Origin of the sequence: Aquimarina litoralis, assembly GCF_019295435.1 — a bacterium.
GTDB classification, from domain to species: Bacteria; Bacteroidota; Bacteroidia; order Flavobacteriales; family Flavobacteriaceae; genus Aquimarina; species Aquimarina litoralis_A.
Window position 1 is genome coordinate 32,568 of the sequence record NZ_WEKL01000034.1, and the last position, 19,479, is coordinate 52,046.

At 29.9% G+C, this 19,479-nt stretch carries 16 protein-coding genes and 1 tRNA gene; 5 read left to right on the top strand and 12 right to left on the bottom strand.

From position 1 onward, the window contains the following. Positions 1-4: 4 nt before the first annotated feature. Genes GBO31_RS16695 through rffA form a run of 4 tightly spaced genes read right to left on the bottom strand, consistent with a single transcriptional unit; the run spans position 5 to position 6,086 of the window. On the bottom strand, positions 5-1,198 hold the full coding sequence (locus GBO31_RS16695; protein ID WP_219009502.1) for a hypothetical protein: 1,194 nt from the start codon (positions 1,196-1,198) through the stop codon (positions 5-7). A gap of 42 nt (positions 1,199-1,240) precedes the next feature. After that, positions 1,241-2,680 carry a hypothetical protein gene (locus GBO31_RS16700; protein WP_219009503.1) on the bottom strand — a complete coding sequence of 480 codons (1,440 nt, stop codon included), beginning with the start codon at positions 2,678-2,680 and terminating at the stop codon, positions 1,241-1,243. A 41-nt stretch (positions 2,681-2,721) separates the two neighbouring features. Then, the gene (locus tag GBO31_RS16705; protein WP_219009504.1) at positions 2,722-4,950 is read right to left on the bottom strand and encodes a tetratricopeptide repeat protein; all 2,229 of its coding nucleotides are present in this window, start codon (positions 4,948-4,950) and stop codon (positions 2,722-2,724) included. Further along, positions 4,947-6,086, bottom strand: a complete 1,140-nt coding sequence (gene rffA, locus GBO31_RS16710; protein ID WP_219009505.1) for a dTDP-4-amino-4,6-dideoxygalactose transaminase — start codon at positions 6,084-6,086, stop codon at positions 4,947-4,949. Before rffA ends, GBO31_RS16705 begins: the two co-directional genes overlap by 4 nt. Before the next feature lie 138 nt (positions 6,087-6,224). Between rffA and GBO31_RS16715 the strand changes: the two genes are divergently transcribed. Then, positions 6,225-7,145 carry a glycosyltransferase family 2 protein gene (locus GBO31_RS16715; RefSeq protein ID WP_219009506.1) on the top strand — a complete coding sequence of 307 codons (921 nt, stop codon included), beginning with the start codon at positions 6,225-6,227 and terminating at the stop codon, positions 7,143-7,145. After that, positions 7,142-7,813 carry a GNAT family N-acetyltransferase gene (locus GBO31_RS16720; RefSeq protein ID WP_219009507.1) on the top strand — a complete coding sequence of 224 codons (672 nt, stop codon included), beginning with the start codon at positions 7,142-7,144 and terminating at the stop codon, positions 7,811-7,813. Before GBO31_RS16715 ends, GBO31_RS16720 begins: the two co-directional genes overlap by 4 nt. A 22-nt stretch (positions 7,814-7,835) precedes the next feature. Here the strand turns inward: GBO31_RS16720 and GBO31_RS16725 are convergent, their stop codons facing one another. The 6 genes from GBO31_RS16725 to GBO31_RS16750 all read right to left on the bottom strand — a co-directional run bounded on the left by GBO31_RS16725 (position 7,836) and on the right by GBO31_RS16750 (position 13,627). After that, positions 7,836-9,350, bottom strand: a complete 1,515-nt coding sequence (locus tag GBO31_RS16725) for a hypothetical protein (RefSeq protein WP_219009508.1) — start codon at positions 9,348-9,350, stop codon at positions 7,836-7,838. A 262-nt stretch (positions 9,351-9,612) separates the two neighbouring features. Beyond that, entirely contained in the window at positions 9,613-10,251 is a 639-nt protein-coding gene (locus GBO31_RS16730; protein WP_219009509.1) for an acetyltransferase, read from the bottom strand. A 69-nt stretch (positions 10,252-10,320) separates the two neighbouring features. Further along, positions 10,321-11,235, bottom strand: coding sequence for a glycosyltransferase family 2 protein (locus GBO31_RS16735; RefSeq protein WP_219009510.1), 915 nt, complete (start codon positions 11,233-11,235; stop codon positions 10,321-10,323). Next, positions 11,232-11,930 carry a WbqC family protein gene (locus GBO31_RS16740; protein ID WP_219009511.1) on the bottom strand — a complete coding sequence of 233 codons (699 nt, stop codon included), beginning with the start codon at positions 11,928-11,930 and terminating at the stop codon, positions 11,232-11,234. The genes GBO31_RS16735 and GBO31_RS16740 overlap by 4 nt, the downstream gene beginning before the upstream one ends. 164 nt (positions 11,931-12,094) lie before the next feature. Further along, a complete protein-coding gene (locus GBO31_RS16745) occupies positions 12,095-13,048 on the bottom strand; it encodes a Gfo/Idh/MocA family protein (protein WP_219009512.1) in 954 nt (317 codons plus the stop codon). Between the two features lie 3 nt (positions 13,049-13,051). After that, positions 13,052-13,627 (bottom strand): acyltransferase, encoded by a 576-nt coding sequence (locus tag GBO31_RS16750; protein WP_219009513.1) that lies wholly within the window; start codon positions 13,625-13,627, stop codon positions 13,052-13,054. A gap of 252 nt (positions 13,628-13,879) precedes the next feature. Between GBO31_RS16750 and GBO31_RS16755 the strand changes: the two genes are divergently transcribed. Next, entirely contained in the window at positions 13,880-15,838 is a 1,959-nt protein-coding gene (locus GBO31_RS16755) for a tetratricopeptide repeat protein (protein WP_219009514.1), read from the top strand. Positions 15,839-15,842: 4 nt separating this feature from the next. After that, entirely contained in the window at positions 15,843-16,943 is a 1,101-nt protein-coding gene (locus tag GBO31_RS16760) for a glycosyltransferase family 2 protein (RefSeq protein WP_219009515.1), read from the top strand. Between the two features lies 1 nt (position 16,944). Here GBO31_RS16760 and GBO31_RS16765 read toward each other — a convergent pair whose 3' ends face one another. Next, positions 16,945-17,883 carry a lysylphosphatidylglycerol synthase transmembrane domain-containing protein gene (locus tag GBO31_RS16765; RefSeq protein WP_219009516.1) on the bottom strand — a complete coding sequence of 313 codons (939 nt, stop codon included), beginning with the start codon at positions 17,881-17,883 and terminating at the stop codon, positions 16,945-16,947. A gap of 213 nt (positions 17,884-18,096) precedes the next feature. Continuing rightward, positions 18,097-18,169: transfer RNA gene (locus GBO31_RS16770), tRNA-Gly, on the bottom strand. A gap of 345 nt (positions 18,170-18,514) precedes the next feature. Between GBO31_RS16770 and GBO31_RS16775 the strand changes: the two genes are divergently transcribed. Then, a partial coding sequence (locus GBO31_RS16775; RefSeq protein WP_219009517.1) for a collagen-like protein occupies positions 18,515-19,479 on the top strand: 965 nt, incomplete at its 3' end.

Consider the following 19,479-nt stretch of genomic DNA (forward strand, 5'->3'; position numbering starts at 1 on the left):
TTTCTTAGATATATGATCCCGTAAAATACATTTTAAACAGATACAAAACACCTGATAAAAAGTGTAGTAGCAAAACACCCCAAACGATAAACATCTTCCTAGAAAAATCTCTCTTTTCCGAATGCTTAGACACTAAAAAAAGAACAGTACTTAAAAAAACCATATAAGCACAAACTATATTTTGCCAAGTGAAATTACCGTGAAACTTTCTTGATCCATCTTCTATAAAAAAAGCACTTACCAAAATTCCGAAAATAGCTAGATATACTGAATATACAAAAGGGAGATATTTCAAAATCTCCTTATAAAGGGAAGCAACAATAATCGGAAAAGCAAAAGAGAATATAAAAGCAAAAGGTATATACCAACTTGGAATAAAATTCCTAATAAACTCAAATGGAGTCCCAATTGCTATAGAATTGTTATCCACTTTTAAAGATTCTGATGTATTGTAATAAATACTAATGAATTGAATTAAAATTACGATAGCCCCCAGTACAATTGGAAAAATTTTAATTAAAAAATCTTTATAATTACGAATATCAAAGTGCTTAAGAATAAAAAGAGCAGTAACCGGAATATACACAAAAACAAAAGAAGGTTTAATTAATATATTTATAATAACCAGTAGAGATACTATCATAATATCCTTATGAAACAACTTTTCATAATTGTTATCAAATATTCTTAATTGCTTCCAAAAAAGAAGTATTGCAAAGGGAAAAACGGTTATAATGGTAGAATTATGCCAAACCATAGATGGGGTTCTCCCTAAATACATCATTTTTAAAACAAAAAAGCTATAAACATCCGGAATTGCAAAACAGAACAGCAATGCAAAAGAAATCATTTTAATTACAGTAGCCTTATACTTTTCCTGAATACCTAACCCAACATCTGAAATCATTCTATCTGTTATTAAATATTTACCAAGACTTGCCAATGCTAAAACTACTGCTGTAACAAAAATCATTAAAGAAATATTATTGGAAAAAAAAGAAAGAAAATTAACTATAAAAAAGAACAAAAAATGTGGGGAATAAGACTCTTGCCCATTATTTACTCTAACAATTGCATCAATATGAAGCTTCATATCTGCAGGAAGGTATTTTATGATAAACCAAAAAAGAATAAAAAACAGTGTAAACACCACTATTCGATCAATTACTTTTGATTCAAAGATATTTTTAACTACCATATTATTTATTTTTTTTGGTAATAGTTCGTATAAAAATATTGACTATTTTTTTTCAAAAAGAGCGTACAAATTATTTTCGATAACCTTTTTATTAGGCACATTGGCTCCTGGTCTACTCAGAATATAATCATACTTCCCAATTTTAACTTTTTGATATTGCACAATGTAACGAATAGGTGAATTATTAGTATTACGCAATGGCAAACTAAGTAAATCTAAAGAAAAATCCTGTGGTAAATAAGCCAATAAAATAGTACTATTATCTGGAACTTTTTCTGCAATCTCACTGTATATTTTTTTTTGCTTATTCAAATTTTGTACATCAACGCTATTTCTCTCTGAAATAACTCTATTGGAAGTTTTTAATGTTAGAAAAAACAAACAACATAAACCTGTCACTAATACATACTTCCCAATATTATTTAATTTTAACACTATAAAAATAACATGAAAATAGAACAATGGAGATAAGGTTCTAATTTCTCTCCATGCAAAAGCATCGTACAAAAAAAATAGTAACAAAAAATTTATAATTCCGATTAACGCAATTGCCATAGACAATCTGTTTCTATCTTTAATTGCATCAAAAGAAAAGTAAGCTACAAGTCCAAAATTGATATACTTTATAGAAGTATAAATTATCGTAACATCATCTTCAAAAAAATAAAGCCTAAGATTCTTAAAAAAATGATTCACCACAGAACTAATCGCCTCTATAATTTCACCTTTGGTTAATAAGTTTATGACAGAAGTGAAATAATTTGAAACTGGTTCAGCAAATAACTTAACAAAAACAAAAGAAAGTATAACACCAAAAACGAATATCAGTCCATATTTTACAAATTCAGGTTTTGTTTTTGCCAACGGAATTAGTCCTATTAACCAAAAAAGCCATAACAGACGAAAAAAACCAGCAGCAATGGTAATACCAATAAAAATTGATATATAGATTATGTTATCATTCTTCTTATAGATATTATATAATAATATGCTCATCAATATCCCTATAAAGACGTGAATTATTTCCTGCATATAGGTGAAAGAGAATATAGGAAAAAAAGGAAATAAGAGTATGATACATGTTATCCATAACTTTTGATTGAGTGAAATGGATCGCATTATTGCTATAAAAAAAATAGCTACTAATACTATAATAAAATTAAAATAAATGAAATTAAGATGTCCCCATCCAAAAACTTCACCTATAAAACCATGCATTAACGGATATCCAAAACCATGTGAATCAGTCCCAAAAACAGGGCTACCGTTTCCCGTAAATGTCAATGCTGCTCTAAGTGTATCATTTAAAATGTAAGATTCTGTATTTATGAAATATAAAAATTCATCGCTTTTTACTGGATAGTAAGAATCGGTAATTAAAGTAATAAGTGCAGTATAATGATATAATATACCATACAGGACTATCAAACCTAATGTTATATCTACATATCCTCTATACCTATTTGAAATTAAAATATTCACAGAAACTCTATAATTTAAATTAAGTAAAAGAACTTCACTTCTTACTTATTTTTTTGACTCTCTTCGGCCCATTTAAGATTGTTTTTTGCCATTTGAAAATCAGGAGCAATTTCTATTGCTCGATTACATGCTTCTATAGCCTTATCATAAAGACCTAATCTAATATAAGAAGTACATAAATTGTTATATGCTACAGCATTATTCGGATCTTTCTCGAGCAACTCTTCAATGGCAAGAATACTTTTTCTTTGATATCCTATTTTATAATAATTGTCACTAATAAAGTTATATTCTTTTACCGTAAAATTTTTAGCTTTCCTTTTTTGGATACCTTGTATAGCTAAACTCCTATTATTTTTTGCCAATCCAAAGTCTGATTTAATTAACAAAGCTTTTTCACAAGCAATTTTAGCTTCATCAAACATCAATAGTTGATTATATGTCGAACATAAATTATTAAATGCAATAAAATTGTAAGGATCTAATCTAACGGATTCGTTCAAAGCATCTATACTTTTAAAATAATTCCCTTTATCATATTCTAAAATTGCCAACTGTCCATATCCATTTGAAGAAGCTTTTTTTTGTAATTCTAACTTAAGTTCTGAAATATGTCTATTTAAATCTTTATGATTTTTGAGGATAAAACATATAGCAACATCATCAATTCTTATTTCATGAATTGTATGGTCTTTTGACCAGTTAACATTGAGATGATCTTTATTATATTTTCCTTCTGCCAATAAAACGATAGAATAATCCCAATCTAGCGAATGCCTTCTATCCTCGATATATTTCAGACCAGTTTCTTTCTCATCTCGATAATTAAATTTGGTTTGACTACCATAATACATTCGCACTTTTGGAGGATTATTCTTGTCTCCTACATTTTCTGACAACCAATCCACAGCAGATTTTGCCGCCACACCGTAATAATCAATCTCATAATTACCAAATGCTCCAGACACACCACCAATGATTGGACTAAAATACAATGCTTGCAATGGATGGTATTGTATCATAAATTTCAAAGGCTGTAACATCAGAAATACCATACAACCAAAAACAATTCTGACTATATTTTTAGTAGGAATCATACTGAATAATTTATACCAACTAGCTGCACTTAAAATAACCATAGGTAATACCAAAAACATGAACTGTCTAGAACCGTCGTGGCTATTTGGATTTGCAATAATTATCAAGATCATTGGAAATACTGATGCAAATAAAACCATCGAAAGTTTGAGTATATTTTGTTTGGTTTCTTTAAAATACAGTAATGGTATCAAAAAGAAACCTAGAAATGCATGTAATGGCATCATAATAATAAACAGGTTTTTTATGGCATAATACCAAGGCATTTCAAAACTACTCTTCCATTCGCCCTCAAACAACTGTAAATTTTCAAAACCTCTAAACTCACCCATTTTAAATAAAATCTCCACTGGAACTTTTAAAGGGTTTGTTTGTGCATATGGCCAGAAAATACTTACCGCCAAATAAGAAAGTATTGAAACCCCTATTGTTTTTCCTAACAAAACCAATGTAGCTTTTTTGTCTATTTTTGTGAATTTCGATTCATAATTTTCTAAAAACCACCATAAAAAAACAGCTAGCACTAAATAACCTATTGTCATTAAACCAATAACTCTAATATTGATTAGCAAAGAAATATTTACAATTAAAAAAAAGGCTCTCTTTAAACTAATTTTAGGCAGTTCTTTTATTAATTTGATAATATGATATAAGGAAAACATATAAAATGCAGCAGCAGGTATATCTTTAGGGTTATTCATAGCGTATCCAAAAAACACTGGACATAATACCGCAAAACACAAAGCCAACATCCCGGTTTTCCAATTACCAATTTCTTTTCCTATCAATCCGCAAAAAAGAAACAAAAGGAAACCAAAAACGGAATTGATAAGGTTTTTAAAAGTGTAAACATTAACGTCTTCAAAATACTGATGCAGAAAATTGGTTAATAAATCAAAAAAACCACCAAAACCATTCATCCCACGATTTTCATTATCCTTACTTAATGCAACGTCAATATACTTCCCATTTTCATCAACCGGACTCAGTGACGCCAATTCATCTACTCCTTTGAAGTAATTTAATATACGCACACCATGATCCTGATGAATTTTTGTGTCTTCTAAAGGTCCATAATCCTGACTTAAAAAAGTCATCAACAATCCAATAAAAATCGAACAAAATATAAATGCTGTTCGATATATATTTTTGCTTAAAAAGTCAGATATCATACTTGTTCCTTTCTATCAAAAAATGTTTTTATAAGATCCACTATTTTATTTTGATCCCCTACATGTAATTCATAAAATAAAGGTAACCGCAATAACCGATCAGAAAAAATATCACAATTATGCAATTCTACATATTCATTCCTATCCAAATAAAAAGGGCTTTTATGAAGTGATAGATAATGAAAAACTGAACAAACATTATTATCATATAAAAATGAAATCAATTTACTCCTTTGTTCTAGAGAGTTACAAACTATATAAAATAAATGACCATTACACGTAGCATAATCAGGTATTTCAGGTAGTTTTATCAATTTTTCTTCTTCAAGCACCTTTAAATTATCATAATAATTATTCCAAAGTGTTTTTCTTCTCGATTGTATTTTTTGTAAGTTTTCTAATTGGGCATACAAAAAAGCTGCAGTAACATCCGAGGGCAAAAATGAAGATCCTACATCTACCCAAGAATATTTATCCACTTCACCTCTAAAAAACGCAGAACGATTGGTCCCTTTTTCCCATATGATCTCAGCTCTGGCATCAAATCTTTCATCATTAACAACTAACATTCCGCCTTCTCCTGAAATGATATTTTTAGTTTCATGGAAAGAAAAAGCAGCTAAATGTCCTATAGTACCTAATGGTTTACCCTTATAATAAGAATCAATGGCTTGAGCTGCATCCTCTATTACAAATAAATTGTATTTGTTAGCAAGATCCATAACAATGTCCATATCACAAGCAATACCCGCATAATGGACAACTACAATCGCCTTAGTTTTTTCAGTTACTAAATTTTCTAATGAATTTGCATCTATATTAGGATTATTTTCATAGGAATCTGCAAACACAATTTTAGCTCCTCGCAATACAAATGCATTTGCCGTAGACACAAAAGTATAAGATGGCATAATCACCTCATCTCCAGCTTTTATATCTACTAGAATTGCTGCCATTTCTAAAGCATCTGTACAGGAAGATGTTAACAAACAATTTCGAAAACTAGCTTTCTCTTTAAAATAAGAATGGCATTTTTTGGTATAATATCCATTACCAGAAATTTTCATCTTTGATACTGCATCTTTAATATAATACAGCTCATCGCCAGTCATGTAGGGTTTGTTGAATGGGATCATTTATTGATTGGTTATAACTTAAAAAACTTAAATTTAATTATTTTTCAGAAGTATTTAAGTCTTTTTCATAAATCAAATAAAAATAAGTTGATTAATTTAATAATTTAAAAAAATAGTTACCTTAACATAAAAAAACATTTGAAAATATCAATAGTAAGTCCGGTTTATAAAGCTCAAAATCTTATTCATGAACTTGTAGAAAGATTAGAGAGCGTATTATCAGAAGTCTTTGATACTTATGAAATCATCCTTGTTGAAGACGGTTGTCCAGATAACTCCTGGGAAGTTATAGAAACTGTATGTACTAAAAATAAAAATGTAAAAGGAATTAAGCTAAGTCGAAATTTTGGCCAACATTATGMAATAACCGCCGGACTAAATAATGCCGTTGGAGAATGGGTAATCGTAATGGATTGTGATCTACAGGATCAACCTGAAGAAATACCAAAATTATATAATAAAGCTATCGAAGGTTATGATATTGTATACGCCAAAAGAGAATTAAGACAAGATGGCTTCTTTAAAAAAATATCTTCAAAAATATTTTACAAAATTTTCGGTTACTTAACAAATAGCAAACAAGACCCAACCATTGCTAATTTTGGTATATATCATCAGAAAGTGGTTGCCTCTATTCTTTCTATGAAAGATCATGTTAGGTTTTTTCCAACTATGGTTCAATGGGTAGGATATAATAGTACGAAAGTAAATGTAGAACACAGCTCTAGAGCAGAAGGTGAATCTTCTTATTCATGGAAAAAACTCATTACGTTAGCTATTGACAACATTATTTCTTTTTCGGACAAACCACTAAGACTAACAATTCGTTTAGGAATAAGTATTGCTGTACTTTCTTTTATTGCTGGACTTGTATATATTTATAAATATCTAAATAATGAAATCCTTGTTCTTGGGTTTGCTAGTATAATTATCTCTATTTGGTTTTTATCAGGTTTAATTATTTTTATATTAGGAATAATAGGAACTTACCTAGGTAAGACTTTTGACAAAGTAAAGGAAAGACCAACTTTTATCATTTCGGAAAAGCTTAATTTATGAAAAAGAATCAAAAAATAATGAGATTAGATTGGGATTCTGATTTTTTTGGAATTGAAGTTGGAAGTTTAATAAACAAAGATGAAAAACTGTCCTTAAGCAATACGTCTTTTGATTTGATATATGTTCATTCTGAAAACGAACTTTTAACAACTAAAATACCCTGTTATGACAAAAAGGTAACATTTGTTAAAACGATATCTAATGATCATAAAAACTTAACTCCAGCTGTAAAAGAGTATAAAGGAGGCTTAACGAAAGAATTAGTAGATCTAGCAATCGCCAGTGGTTTATACTCAAGATTTAAATTAGACCCTAAGTTATCTCATCGATTTGAAGAATTATATACGCTATGGATCCAAAATAGTCTAAATGGCAAATTAGCCGATTATGTTTTTGTTTATGAAAAAAATGATGAAATTATTGGTTTTGTAACTTTWAAAAAGAAAGATGGATTTCATCAAATAGGTTTAATAGCAACCTCAGAAAGACATAGGGAAATGGGGATAGGAACAGCTTTATTACAAAAAATAGAAGAAGTTACTTTACAAAATAATCAAAACCAAATTAAAATTATATCTCAATTTGATAACCTTACAGCTTACAAATTTTACAKCAAAAATGGATATAAAGTAGACTCCTTAGAATATATATATCATTTATGGTCATAGGTAAAATTCACCAACTAATTTTCTAATTAGATGAATCCCAAGATATTTCAGTCTTTCTTCCGCTCCATTTTAATGTTCCTGCCTTTTCCCAAGGAGAATTAATATTATTTTTCAATAGATCCTTCTGCCACTCAAAAACCACGTTTATTTTTTTTCTTACAATTTCAAATTCCTGCCCTTCATAGATATTTAATCCATTATTATGCATCCAAAAAGAAGTATAATCCTCAAACCCTTTTCTTAAAGAATACCTATTTTGCGTTGGCCTATTAACCCTCCACATCCAATTAACCCAAGTACCTCCAGACAAATATGTATCTGGCATTCCTCTTTCATCGACTATTGGCAAAAACTCTCCTTTATATTTTAAAGTGTATATCGTATTATACCCTCTAAAATGAGCATCCATAAAAACAGGATGTTGACAAATCCCAAAATGCTTAACCAAAAAATGATTCACGTTTCTAGTTGTTTCTCTAGCCTCAAAAAAACTGTAATGAACTTGTGTTTGAGCTATACAAGAAAAGAAAAAGAATGAAGTTAATATTACATTTCTCATTTTATAATGAAGTTCATCATTAGCACCACCTTTCTCAATATAAGAAAAGCTATTTTTAAATTCTGAACTCACTTTTGAATCACTTAGCATTGAGAGTTCGTGTATTGATAACTTATCAAAAACAACAAGCAAATAACATATTGGAGAAACTTGAACTATTTTATTAAGTAATAACTTTTCTGTATACTTATTTTCATTCTTATCAATTCCATAAATCTCACTCGCAATCTCCTTTTTATCAGAAATATTATTACTGTCTTGAGTTGTTGCTATTTTAAATTCAACTTTTTTAAATATATCTAATGCCTCAATCATCACCCTAAATTTTTGATGTGATAAATCTAAATGGTTATAATATATTGTAAGATTTTTTTTATTTTTAAAAATCTTATCCCATAATTTAGACCAAAGACTTACAGGTACCATTAAAATATAAACTGCACTACAGCCTAAACCAAAATATGGAATAGGGTACTCTATAAGAATCCCTAAATGAAGACCCACCCCTATTATAAGAAGTGGTATTCTAAACAGTTTGTTCCAAAACATAAAAATAAATACAAACTCAAAGTAAAGGGTTAGATAAGATAATGATCTTACCAAAAATTCTTGGTTTAAAAACCATTGATTTTCAGAGATTGTAATTTGAGGCAATGAAGAAGGCAACCATAAACCTAGCCCTCTAAGCCACATAGGAGATTGCATTTTATAAAAAATCACTGAATCAAAATACACCAATCCTAAGCCAACAAAAACCGGCACTAGATAATTTAATTTAGATACTTTGGGTGCTACATATATGAAACCTTGTTTTAAATAACTTAGTTTTTTTCGAATCGAATCAATTGAGATTGTCGTTGAAATAGGCAAAAAAACAAGAAAAAAGTTCATACCAGAATACACATAAAACATATGATATTCGTAAGCAACTGCGCTTGAAATCAGAAAAAGAGTAAGAACATAATTAATTATGGTCATTATCCTTGTATAAAAACCAAGAATTAAAAATACAATAACGACCATCCAAAAAATGAATATCAAACTAACATCGGGAAAATGAGGATTTAGATATGGTAGATTATCATAATACAACTGTCGATAATTAAATATTTTTATTACTTCTAATAGGAATATGAAACTATAAACTATTCTAAATATAGCTAATCCTTTTGAGGAAATTTTTTTTGAAAAAAAATATTGTATTCGTTTTATCATCTATTGATACAATGATTTGTTTATACTATTTCTTACGTAAAATCTTTGCTGGAACTCCAATATATATTCCACTTTGAACTACATCTTTAACAACCACCGCTCCTGCTCCAATTTGTGTTTTGGATGTAACCGTTACATTATCTATAATTGTGCAATTAATACCCAATATAGATCGTTCATTAATCACTACAAAACCAGCTAATGCTACACTAGGTGACAAAAAACAATGAGATTTTATAACTGTATCATGAGCAATAGCGCAACCAATATTTAAAAGTACATTATTTTCGATCACTACATTGGCATCTATAGTTGAATTTGGATATATAATTACTCCTTCTCCAATTTTTGAAGATGGATCAATCCAACAAGAAGAATGTACGATGGTAGCGAATGGTATTATACTTTTATATCGATCATATATCTCAGCTCTCACATCCATATGCTTGTAACCAATACCTATCATTAAATGCGTTATTTTCTTTTCAGAAAAACTATTCAACACATCGTCAAGTTTACCTAACACTTTACATCCTTTAATGACATCTTTATCTGTATAATCATCAAAAAAAACAACCTCTTTAAAGTGATTGTCCTTTAGAGCGAAGTTTGCAATTTGCTGTCCCAAATCACCAGCCCCAATGATACCTAAAATTTCACTCATACCTATATTTTAAAGCTTCAATAAATCTATCACATCACGAATCAAATATTATAAAACTCAACGCATAGATTAATCATAGATTTTTGAAATCACCGTTAAAGGCCTCTGTTTGACTTCATTGAATATTTTAGATAAATATATCCCCAATATTCCTATGCTGATAATAATTAAACCGCTTAAAAACCATATTGAAACAATCAATGAGGGCCATCCTTCTAAATAATCATCATAAAAAATAGCTCTTATAGTAAAATATACAAGACCTGCAAAAGAAGCGACGCTAACTATTAATCCTAAATAAAAAACATAAATTAATAATCGATTTGAAGTAGCTGTAATTGCATTCACCAATAAGCTCATCTTCTTTTTAAAAGTATATGTTGTATCTGGTCTTGATCCTTTAGCAACCGGAATTGAAATTTGGTTGTATCCTACCATTGCAAAGACACCTCCCAAAAACAATTCTTTTTCATTATATTTTTTCAAAGATTCTACATATTCTTTATTCATTAATCTTGCCATTAGAATATTTTCTTCAATGGGTATCTCAGACATTAAATTAAACATGGTATAAAAAAACTTACCAGTTATTTTTTCAAAATATTTGCCTTTCCTCTTTTCTTGAACTCCATAAACAACATCTACTTTTTTATCAACCATGTTATCATGAAATACTCTTAAGAGCTCTGGTGGTTCTTCTAAATCAATATCAAGTAGATAAATCAAATCTCCAGAAGCGTATCGCAAACCAGTCATCACCGCTTTATGATGACCAAAATTCCTAGAAAGTTCAATAAGTTTAACATGATCATCTAATTCTCTCGCTTGTAAAACTTTCAAATTAGAATTATCTGGAGATCCATCATTAACAAAAATCAATTCATAATCATCTGTAATTTCCTTAACAACAACACTAACCCTTTCATAAAATTCTTTTACAAATCGCTCTGATCTATATAAAGTTGTAACTACTGATAACTTCATGAATTAAAGGTTTTAAGAAATGTCTTAGCTTGATCTCCTGTATTAAATATAAGATCTAAAACACTGACTCTATGTTCAAATGGATTCCACATTTGTTTATATTCCTTGTATCCCGAATAATCTATCCATTCGATTAATATAGAATTTTTCTCAAAAATAGATTCATTTATATAGGCTTTTGCCGCTGGTCCTGATAGATATGTGGTTGCACTTAACTTCTCGCAAGCATCTACTAACCTTTCATTAGCATTCCCTTTAAGCGAAAGCTCTCTACTATCAATTATTGATGTTTTAATATCTAATATATCACAGATTTCTGAAATAAATCTGCGATTAATTTCACTTAAAAGAGGAGTCTTTATTCCTAGATATAATTCTTCAAATCTTTCTTTATAATCTTTAAAAAAAGGTGATTTTCCATATATCGCCTGTATAGTTTTCCAGTGTTTAACATTCCATTTTGAAAAAGAAACTTCAGTTTCATCTATTGTCTGGCCTAATTTATTTTGTTTAACTGAAATAGTTATCCAGTCTGAACCATTTTTCGTTTTTAAAATATTTCGATTTCTCCAGTCATTTTTAGTATACTGAACCTCATCATAGATAACAAAAATATCTGCCATATTAATCATATCGAAATATCCTTTCCAAGGTATATAATTTGATTGTGATATAGCTATCTTTTTTGAAGTCATTCTTTATTAGGAAGAAAAATTGTTTCTCTTTATGTAATTGTTTTTTATAAAATAGAATAAAACCAACCAATTTTACACTCATGAAAGTATAAAAATTAGGATAAAAGACCCAAAGAAAAATTACAATTAATAAAATAGAAGCTAATTAATTATTTGAAAATGTATCAAGAAAATCTCTTCATAAACGGATGATAATCCTCTTTTAATGGGGAAATTTCAGCATTTCTAATATCATGAACTATTTGTATAGAAGGTTTTGCTTCTAATAAGCCAAATCCTTCACCTTTTAGTATACTTTCATAACTTCTTGTATGCAACTCAGTAAATCCAGAACTAAACTCAATTTCTTCATTATCTAAGGTGATAGATCTATACGTACGTTTACCTTCTGCTTTGATATGTTCAGGGATATTATCATAATTAATCGACAAAAACCATCGAACTCTCGCCTTCTCAAATTCTAAAAAACCAGACGCACTATCATCTGTTAACAAATGAACTTTATTACCTTTAACTTCTCCAAAAACCCAAGATAACATATCATAAAAGTGAACACCTATATTAGTTGCTATTCCTCCTGACTTAGAAACATCTCCTTTCCAAGATGAATGATACCAATTACCTCTGGAGGTTAGATACGTTAAATCAAAGTCATATATTTTGTCTTTAGGACCATTTGCAACTTTCTCTTTTAAAGCAATAATACTAGGGTGCAATCTTAACTGTAAAATAGTATTCACATTCCCTTCGGATTCATTTTCAATCTCGACCAGCGTATCAATATTCCATGGATTTAAAACTAATGGTTTCTCACATATTGCACTCGCACCTCTTCTCAAAGCCATTCGAATATGAGAATCATGCAAATAATTCGGTGTACAAATACTTACATAATCCAACTGAATATTTTTTCTTCTTTTTAGCTTCTCAATATGCCTATCGAAACGTTCAAATTCTACAAAAAAATGAGAATCAGGAAAATAACTATCAATAATACCTACACTATCAAATCTATCCAGTGCAGCTATTAAATTATTATCTGTATCCTTTATAGCTTTAAGATGTCTTGGCGCGATATAACCTCCGACACCCATAATTGCAAAATTCTTATTGTTCATAAACTATATTTTAAAAACGGTTTCGTCTATTAATTCATATTCTTCATTACTCTCTGAACAAATAGCTTTATTATTCATATCAAATTCTAACCTACTTCCATATTCACTCATCCATCCAACCTGTCGCGCTGGATTTCCTACCATTAAGGCATATGGCTTTACTGCTTTAGTAATAACAGATCCTGCTCCAATAAATGCGTATCTTCCTATATCATTTCCACATACAATAGTTGCATTAGCTCCAATTGTAGCCCCTTCTCCAACATGAGTCTTTGAATATTTCCCTCTTCGATTAACAGCACTTCTAGGATTAATCACATTAGTAAACACACAAGATGGACCCAGAAAAACGTAATCATCACAGGTTACTCCAGTATATAAAGAAACATTATTTTGAATTTTTACATAATTCCCGACTATTACTTCCGGTGAGATCACAACATTCTGACCAATGTTACAATTATTTCCGATGGTAGAACCAGACATGATATGAGAAAAATGCCATATTTTGGTAGCCTCTCCTATTTGGCAATCAGCATCAATCACTGCGGTTTCGTGTACAAAATACTCCTTATTCATTTAGCCTTTTTAATTGTACTTAAAAATTATTTTTAAGATTCCCAAATATAGAATAATTCATTTTTCTTTTATTTCAAAAATGAAATTATTAGATGTCTTATCTTAAAATTATTTATTCGGAACATCTCTTAAAACAAGTTAAAACTATTATATTTAAAATTTAAATTATATTCGCATTACTCACTTTTAAAAGCAAACAAGATCTGGGTAAAACTTGCTTGTTATTTAGTATTAAAAAACCTCAAAATTTATATGCTTAAAAATTTTGCTTCAAGAAAATTTGAGATTTTTATCTTAACACTAATCGTAGTCATAACCACTTTGGTATATATTGGTCATTTTGACAATCCTTTTTTTTTCGATGATAAGCATACAATATCTGAAAACGAATCTATCCGGAGTTTACAAAACTGGACTGATTTTTTCACCAATGCGGACACATTCAGCTCCTTACCAGCTAATAGAGCCTATCGTCCATTAGTAACCCTTATGAATGCTATTGATTATTCTATGGCCGGCAGATTGGATTCTAAGTTTTTTCATTATCATATTTTCTTTTGGTTTATTGCCCTTATTATCCTAATTCAAAAATTATCTAAACACATATATTCAATTTCTTGGAAAGACAAAAAGTATCTAAATATTATTGCTCTTTTTAGCACAACCTGGTTCGCCTTGCATACAGCAAATGCAGAAACTATAAACTATATCTGTGCTCGTTCTGATTCTTTTTCAACCCTTTGTATAGTTGCTTCGCTCTTATTATACATACACCCTTTAGGAAGAAAATGGTTCTTATATCTAATTACAATGGTACTTGGGATATGGACTAAACAAACTGGAGTAATGTTCTTTCCAATTCTAACCGCGTATGTAATATTATTTGAAGAAGAATCATTAATAACCAATTTTAAAAAAGATACAATTGCGAAATTAATTAGAGTAATCAAAAAGATTGCGCCAACAGGTATCATAGCTGTTTCACTTTTTATTTTCAACCAATATTTTCTTACACCTACATCGACACATTCTACAAATTATGATGTATCAAGATTTGAGTATTTTAGTACCCAATGGTACGTAACAGTTCATTATTTATCTAATTTTTTATTACCTATCAACCTAAGTGCAGATCCAGATATTGCTATTATAAGACCATGGTATCATTTCAAAAATATATTTGGACTATTAGTAATTCTCGGAATGCTGACATTGATGCTTAAAACGTCATTTAGCAAGAAACTAAGACCCATTGCTTTTGGAATAGCTTGGTTTTTTATTGCTTTACTTCCAACTGCATTGAATCCATTATTTCAAATTGCAAATGATCATAGAACTTTTTTCCCTTATATAGGTCTTTTTATTACCATTCCTTATGGAATCTATATCTTATTGCAAAAGTATAATCTTTTACAAAAACATAAAATTTCGATAATCTCTGTATCGATCTTACTTTTTATTGGTCACGGAATTGGAACAATCAACAGAACAAAGGTATGGTCTTCTGCAGAGTCTCTATGGTTAGATGTAACGATAAAAAGCCCTAAAAACGGTCGAGGTTTAATGAATTATGGCCTTACCCATATGGCTAAAGGAGATTATGAAAATGCACTCTTATACTTCAATAAAGCACTAGCTATTTTACCAAATTATTATGTACTTCATATTAATCTTGGCATACTCTACAATGGCATAAACAATGAAGCAAAAGCTATAGAACATTTTAAAAAAGCTTTGAATCTTAATTCTTCATCCCCTGATCCCGAATATTGTTATGCAATTTTTTTAGTGGACAAAAAAAGATATAGTGAAGCAGAAAAATATCTAAAGCTTGCCATACAAAAAAGTCCTAATCATACAAGTTCTAAAGAGTTATTGGCTCAAATTTCAGGTAAAGCGGATAATTATCAACAACAAATAAAAAGTCTCTTGAACAATGTTAATAATACAAATTCAATAGAGGATTTTATAAAATTAAGTCTAGCTTATTACGATGCCAGAGAATATCAAAAAGCCATACAGACTTGTAAAGAGATTTTAAAACTTGACCCTAATAATGCAGATGCTTACAACAATCTCTGTGCTTCATACAATCAACTTAAACAATGGAAGTTAGGAGCTGAAGCTTGCAGAAAAGCATTAGAGATCAAACCTGATTTTCAATTAGCTAAGAATAACTTAAGGTGGGCCACAAATAATATTAAAGAATAACAAAATGCTGAATAACAAAACAATTGCCGTAGTAGTACCTTGTTATAATGAATCTCAACAAATTATGATGGTACTCAATAGTATGCCTTCATTTGTGGATAGGATTATAGTCGTAGATGATGCTTCAAAGGATGATACAGTTGGCACTGTAATGAAGCATTTAACAGAAAACACAACTAAACTTAAACTAACTTCCAATTTAAAAAAAGAAATTACTGCAAATATTTATAATAGAGCTGATATTGAAGTTAGACAGAAAAGCATCGATGAAATCAAAAAATTCACTCCCAGTGAAATCGTCAATACAAATCCTGACAATGAAAAAATTATAGTAATCAAACATTTAACCAATGGAGGTGTTGGAGCGGCAATTGCTACTGGTTATAAATGGTGCAAGGATCATAATATTGATTGTACAGCCGTAATGGCTGGAGATGGACAAATGGATCCTGATGAATTAGAATCGATTTGCAAGCCTGTGGTTGAAGAAGATATCGATTATGTAAAAGGGAATAGATTAATTCACAAAAGCGCTTGGGTAATCATACCTAGAGTACGATTTCTAGGAAATTCTATCCTAAGCATTTTAACGAAAATTGCTTCAGGATATTGGGGAGTATCAGATACTCAAAGTGGATATACTGCAATATCAAATAATGCACTTAACTCTGTTCCTCTATACGATATTTATAAACGATATGGGATGCCTAATGACTTATTAGTAAAATTAAATATTGCGTTTTGTACAATAAGAGAAGTAAAAATTAAACCGATCTATGGAGTAGGAGAAAAATCAAAATTGAATATAATAAAAGTTTCACTCCCTATACTGTTCTTATTAATTAGATGTTTTTTTAAACGCTTACAAACAAAATATCTATATAGAAGTTTTCATCCATTATATTTATTGTATTGGATATCATTCATTATAGCCATTATCAACAGTTATTTCTTTTATCAATTAGTATCTAATTTTTTAGATCCAGACACCAAGACTCCAACAGATTATTTAATAATATTTATATTCTTAACCATATCTGGTTTTCAATCACTACTCTTTGCAATGTGGATGGATATTCAAGATAATGAAAGACTTTCTAAGTAATCTAATTGTCTTTCGAAAATTTTAGTTCTTTTAATTCAATTGGAGATAGATAAAACCATATTGCTCCAGGCATGAATGACAGTATTTGAAGTAAAAAAATTATCAGAGATAAAGCAATAGCATCTTCTGCTGGAAGTTGATATAATTGAAAAATAAGAACAAGAGAAGTCTCACGAACTCCTATACCTAAGACAGTGATTGGGAGTAAACTTAAAATACCTAATATAAAAGTCCCTAAAAACAAACCAACATTATCTATATCAATTTCCATTGCCCAGGCAATAAAATTAAAGACTCCGTAGATCAAAATCATGCTAAATACAGTAAGAGCTATGCTTAAAAAACTCTTTATCACCCCTAAATCATGTGAATTGAACGCGTTCCACCAAGGTTTTATTTTGCTCTTAAATTTCCCTCTATATCTAAAAATTATAAAGAAAAATATAACACCTAATATTAACCAAAGAATAATCAATCCATATTCCTTCGGTAACTTTAAAATATGAAAAACGAACTGATAATAAATAAGAGCTAAAAAACTAAAAAAGGATAAGCATAACAAATCAAACAACCTATCCATTATTAGGCTCGACCATCCTATTTTTTGACTAGGCAAGTCATCCTTAATGTATAACAACCTCCCAAAGTCACCAAGTTTTCCTGGAGTAATATTCCCTAAAAAAAGCCCTATAAAAAATACTTTAACAGCTTTAAAGGTTCCGAATTTTATTCCATAAGAACTAGAAATAATTCTCCATCTAATACTCTTTATAAAAAAAGCAAGCCATAGAATTATTAACCCAACTATAATATGAATAATTGAAACTTTCTTTATCGATAATAAAGTTTCTTCCCAACCAACTCTATAAATTAAAAAAGCTAATAAAAAGAACCCTAGAAACTTTAACCAAAAACTAATATTAATGCTATTTTTTTTCATCAAAATGGTGTTAGAACCATTAACAGTTTTTCTAAACTAAACAAATATAAAATACTATGTGATCTTTTTTTTCTTAACTTCTGTTAGTATTAAACGAATTTAAAAAGCCTTTATCTAACTAATAAAACAATACTTATTTAGCAAAATACATGAATTCAAATAAAAAGATAAATTATATAAAAACAAAAAACCTATCTAAAAGACAGGTTTTTGAGCGGGAGACCGGGTTCGAACCGGCGACATTCAGCTTGGAAGGCTGACGCTCTACCAACTGAGCTACTCCCGCTTTTACGCGACAAATGTATTAGAATTCTTTAAAAATAAAAACTAAAAATAAATATTTTTAACATTTAAAATAATTCCCCATCTTTAAGAAGCTAAAAAACACACTATTACTATTGATTAACAAGTACTTGTAAAAAATTAAATTTGCATAAAAAAAGCATTTTATCGAAAAAAAATGCTTTTTATCGAATAAAAAGTGTATTTTTGTAGTTAAGAAAATATTAATATATTAGCAACTTATCTATTTTAGCAAAGATAAGACACTGATAATAAAAAAGTTAAATTACGCGATAACCCCAACCAAAAGAAGGTAAAACCTCTTTTAAAAAGAAACTTCCTACAGCCTATGAAGATAAAATTACTTATTTTTATATGTATATTTTCATCATTAGCCCAAGTATATTCTCAGGTAAAAGTTGGAGATAACCCTAATCAAATAGATACATCATCTATATTGGAGTTAGAGAGCGTAGATAAAGCTTTTGTTTTAACAAGAATCAACACTGCTCAAATGAATGCAATGACTCCATTGAATGGAGCATTGATCTACAATACAGATGACAATTGTATCTTTCAGTATAATAATAATAGTTGGACAAGCTTATGTAGTGGAAATGATAATCAAGTCCTAAGTTTTGATCCAGTTACCAATATTCTTACATTAGAAGACGGAGGGTCTGTGGATCTTACTTCTCTAATAAATGATCCAGATCCAGATCCTACTAACGAAATTCAAATTTTAAGTCAAACCGGTAATACGATAACACTATCTAATGGTGGAGGCAGTGTAACAGAAACTATTTCTACCTTAGTCGATAATGGTGATGGGACTTTTACGTACACAGCAGAAGACGGAACTGTTACGATAATAGGATCTATTGGATTACCAGGACCTACTGGACCAACAGGACCTACTGGTAGAACTGGATTCACGGGTGCTACYGGAAGAACAGGATTTACRGGTAGAACTGGATTCACAGGTGCTACYGGAAGAACAGGATTTACGGGTAGAACYGGATTCACAGGTGCYACMGGAAGAACAGGATTTACTGGTCGWACAGGATTCACAGGTGCKACYGGAAGAACAGGATTTACRGGWMGWACWGGATTCACAGGTGCKACYGGAAGAACAGGATTTACRGGTAGAACYGGATTCACRGGTGCWACYGGAAGAACAGGATTTACAGGTAGAACTGGATTCACAGGTGCTACYGGAAGAACAGGATTTACAGGTAGAACTGGATTCACAGGTGCKACYGGAAGAACAGGATTTACRGGTAGAACTGGATTCACWGGTGCWACTGGAAGAAC

Bases quoted from the DNA above. Each gene is read 5' to 3' on its own strand.
- GBO31_RS16735 (WP_219009510.1), bottom strand. From the start codon at position 11,235: ATGAAGTTATCAGTAGTTACAACTTTATATAGATCAGAGCGATTTGTA.
- GBO31_RS16740 (WP_219009511.1), bottom strand. From the start codon at position 11,930: ATGACTTCAAAAAAGATAGCTATATCACAATCAAATTATATACCTTGG.
- GBO31_RS16725 (WP_219009508.1), bottom strand. From the start codon at position 9,350: ATGACCATAATTAATTATGTTCTTACTCTTTTTCTGATTTCAAGCGCA.
- GBO31_RS16695 (WP_219009502.1), bottom strand. From the start codon at position 1,198: ATGGTAGTTAAAAATATCTTTGAATCAAAAGTAATTGATCGAATAGTG.
- GBO31_RS16745 (WP_219009512.1), bottom strand. From the start codon at position 13,048: ATGAACAATAAGAATTTTGCAATTATGGGTGTCGGAGGTTATATCGCG.
- GBO31_RS16765 (WP_219009516.1), bottom strand. From the start codon at position 17,883: ATGAAAAAAAATAGCATTAATATTAGTTTTTGGTTAAAGTTTCTAGGG.
- GBO31_RS16705 (WP_219009504.1), bottom strand. From the start codon at position 4,950: ATGATATCTGACTTTTTAAGCAAAAATATATATCGAACAGCATTTATA.
- GBO31_RS16755 (WP_219009514.1), top strand. From the start codon at position 13,880: ATGCTTAAAAATTTTGCTTCAAGAAAATTTGAGATTTTTATCTTAACA.
- GBO31_RS16730 (WP_219009509.1), bottom strand. From the start codon at position 10,251: ATGAGTGAAATTTTAGGTATCATTGGGGCTGGTGATTTGGGACAGCAA.
- GBO31_RS16760 (WP_219009515.1), top strand. From the start codon at position 15,843: ATGCTGAATAACAAAACAATTGCCGTAGTAGTACCTTGTTATAATGAA.
- rffA (WP_219009505.1), bottom strand. From the start codon at position 6,086: ATGATCCCATTCAACAAACCCTACATGACTGGCGATGAGCTGTATTAT.
- GBO31_RS16750 (WP_219009513.1), bottom strand. From the start codon at position 13,627: ATGAATAAGGAGTATTTTGTACACGAAACCGCAGTGATTGATGCTGAT.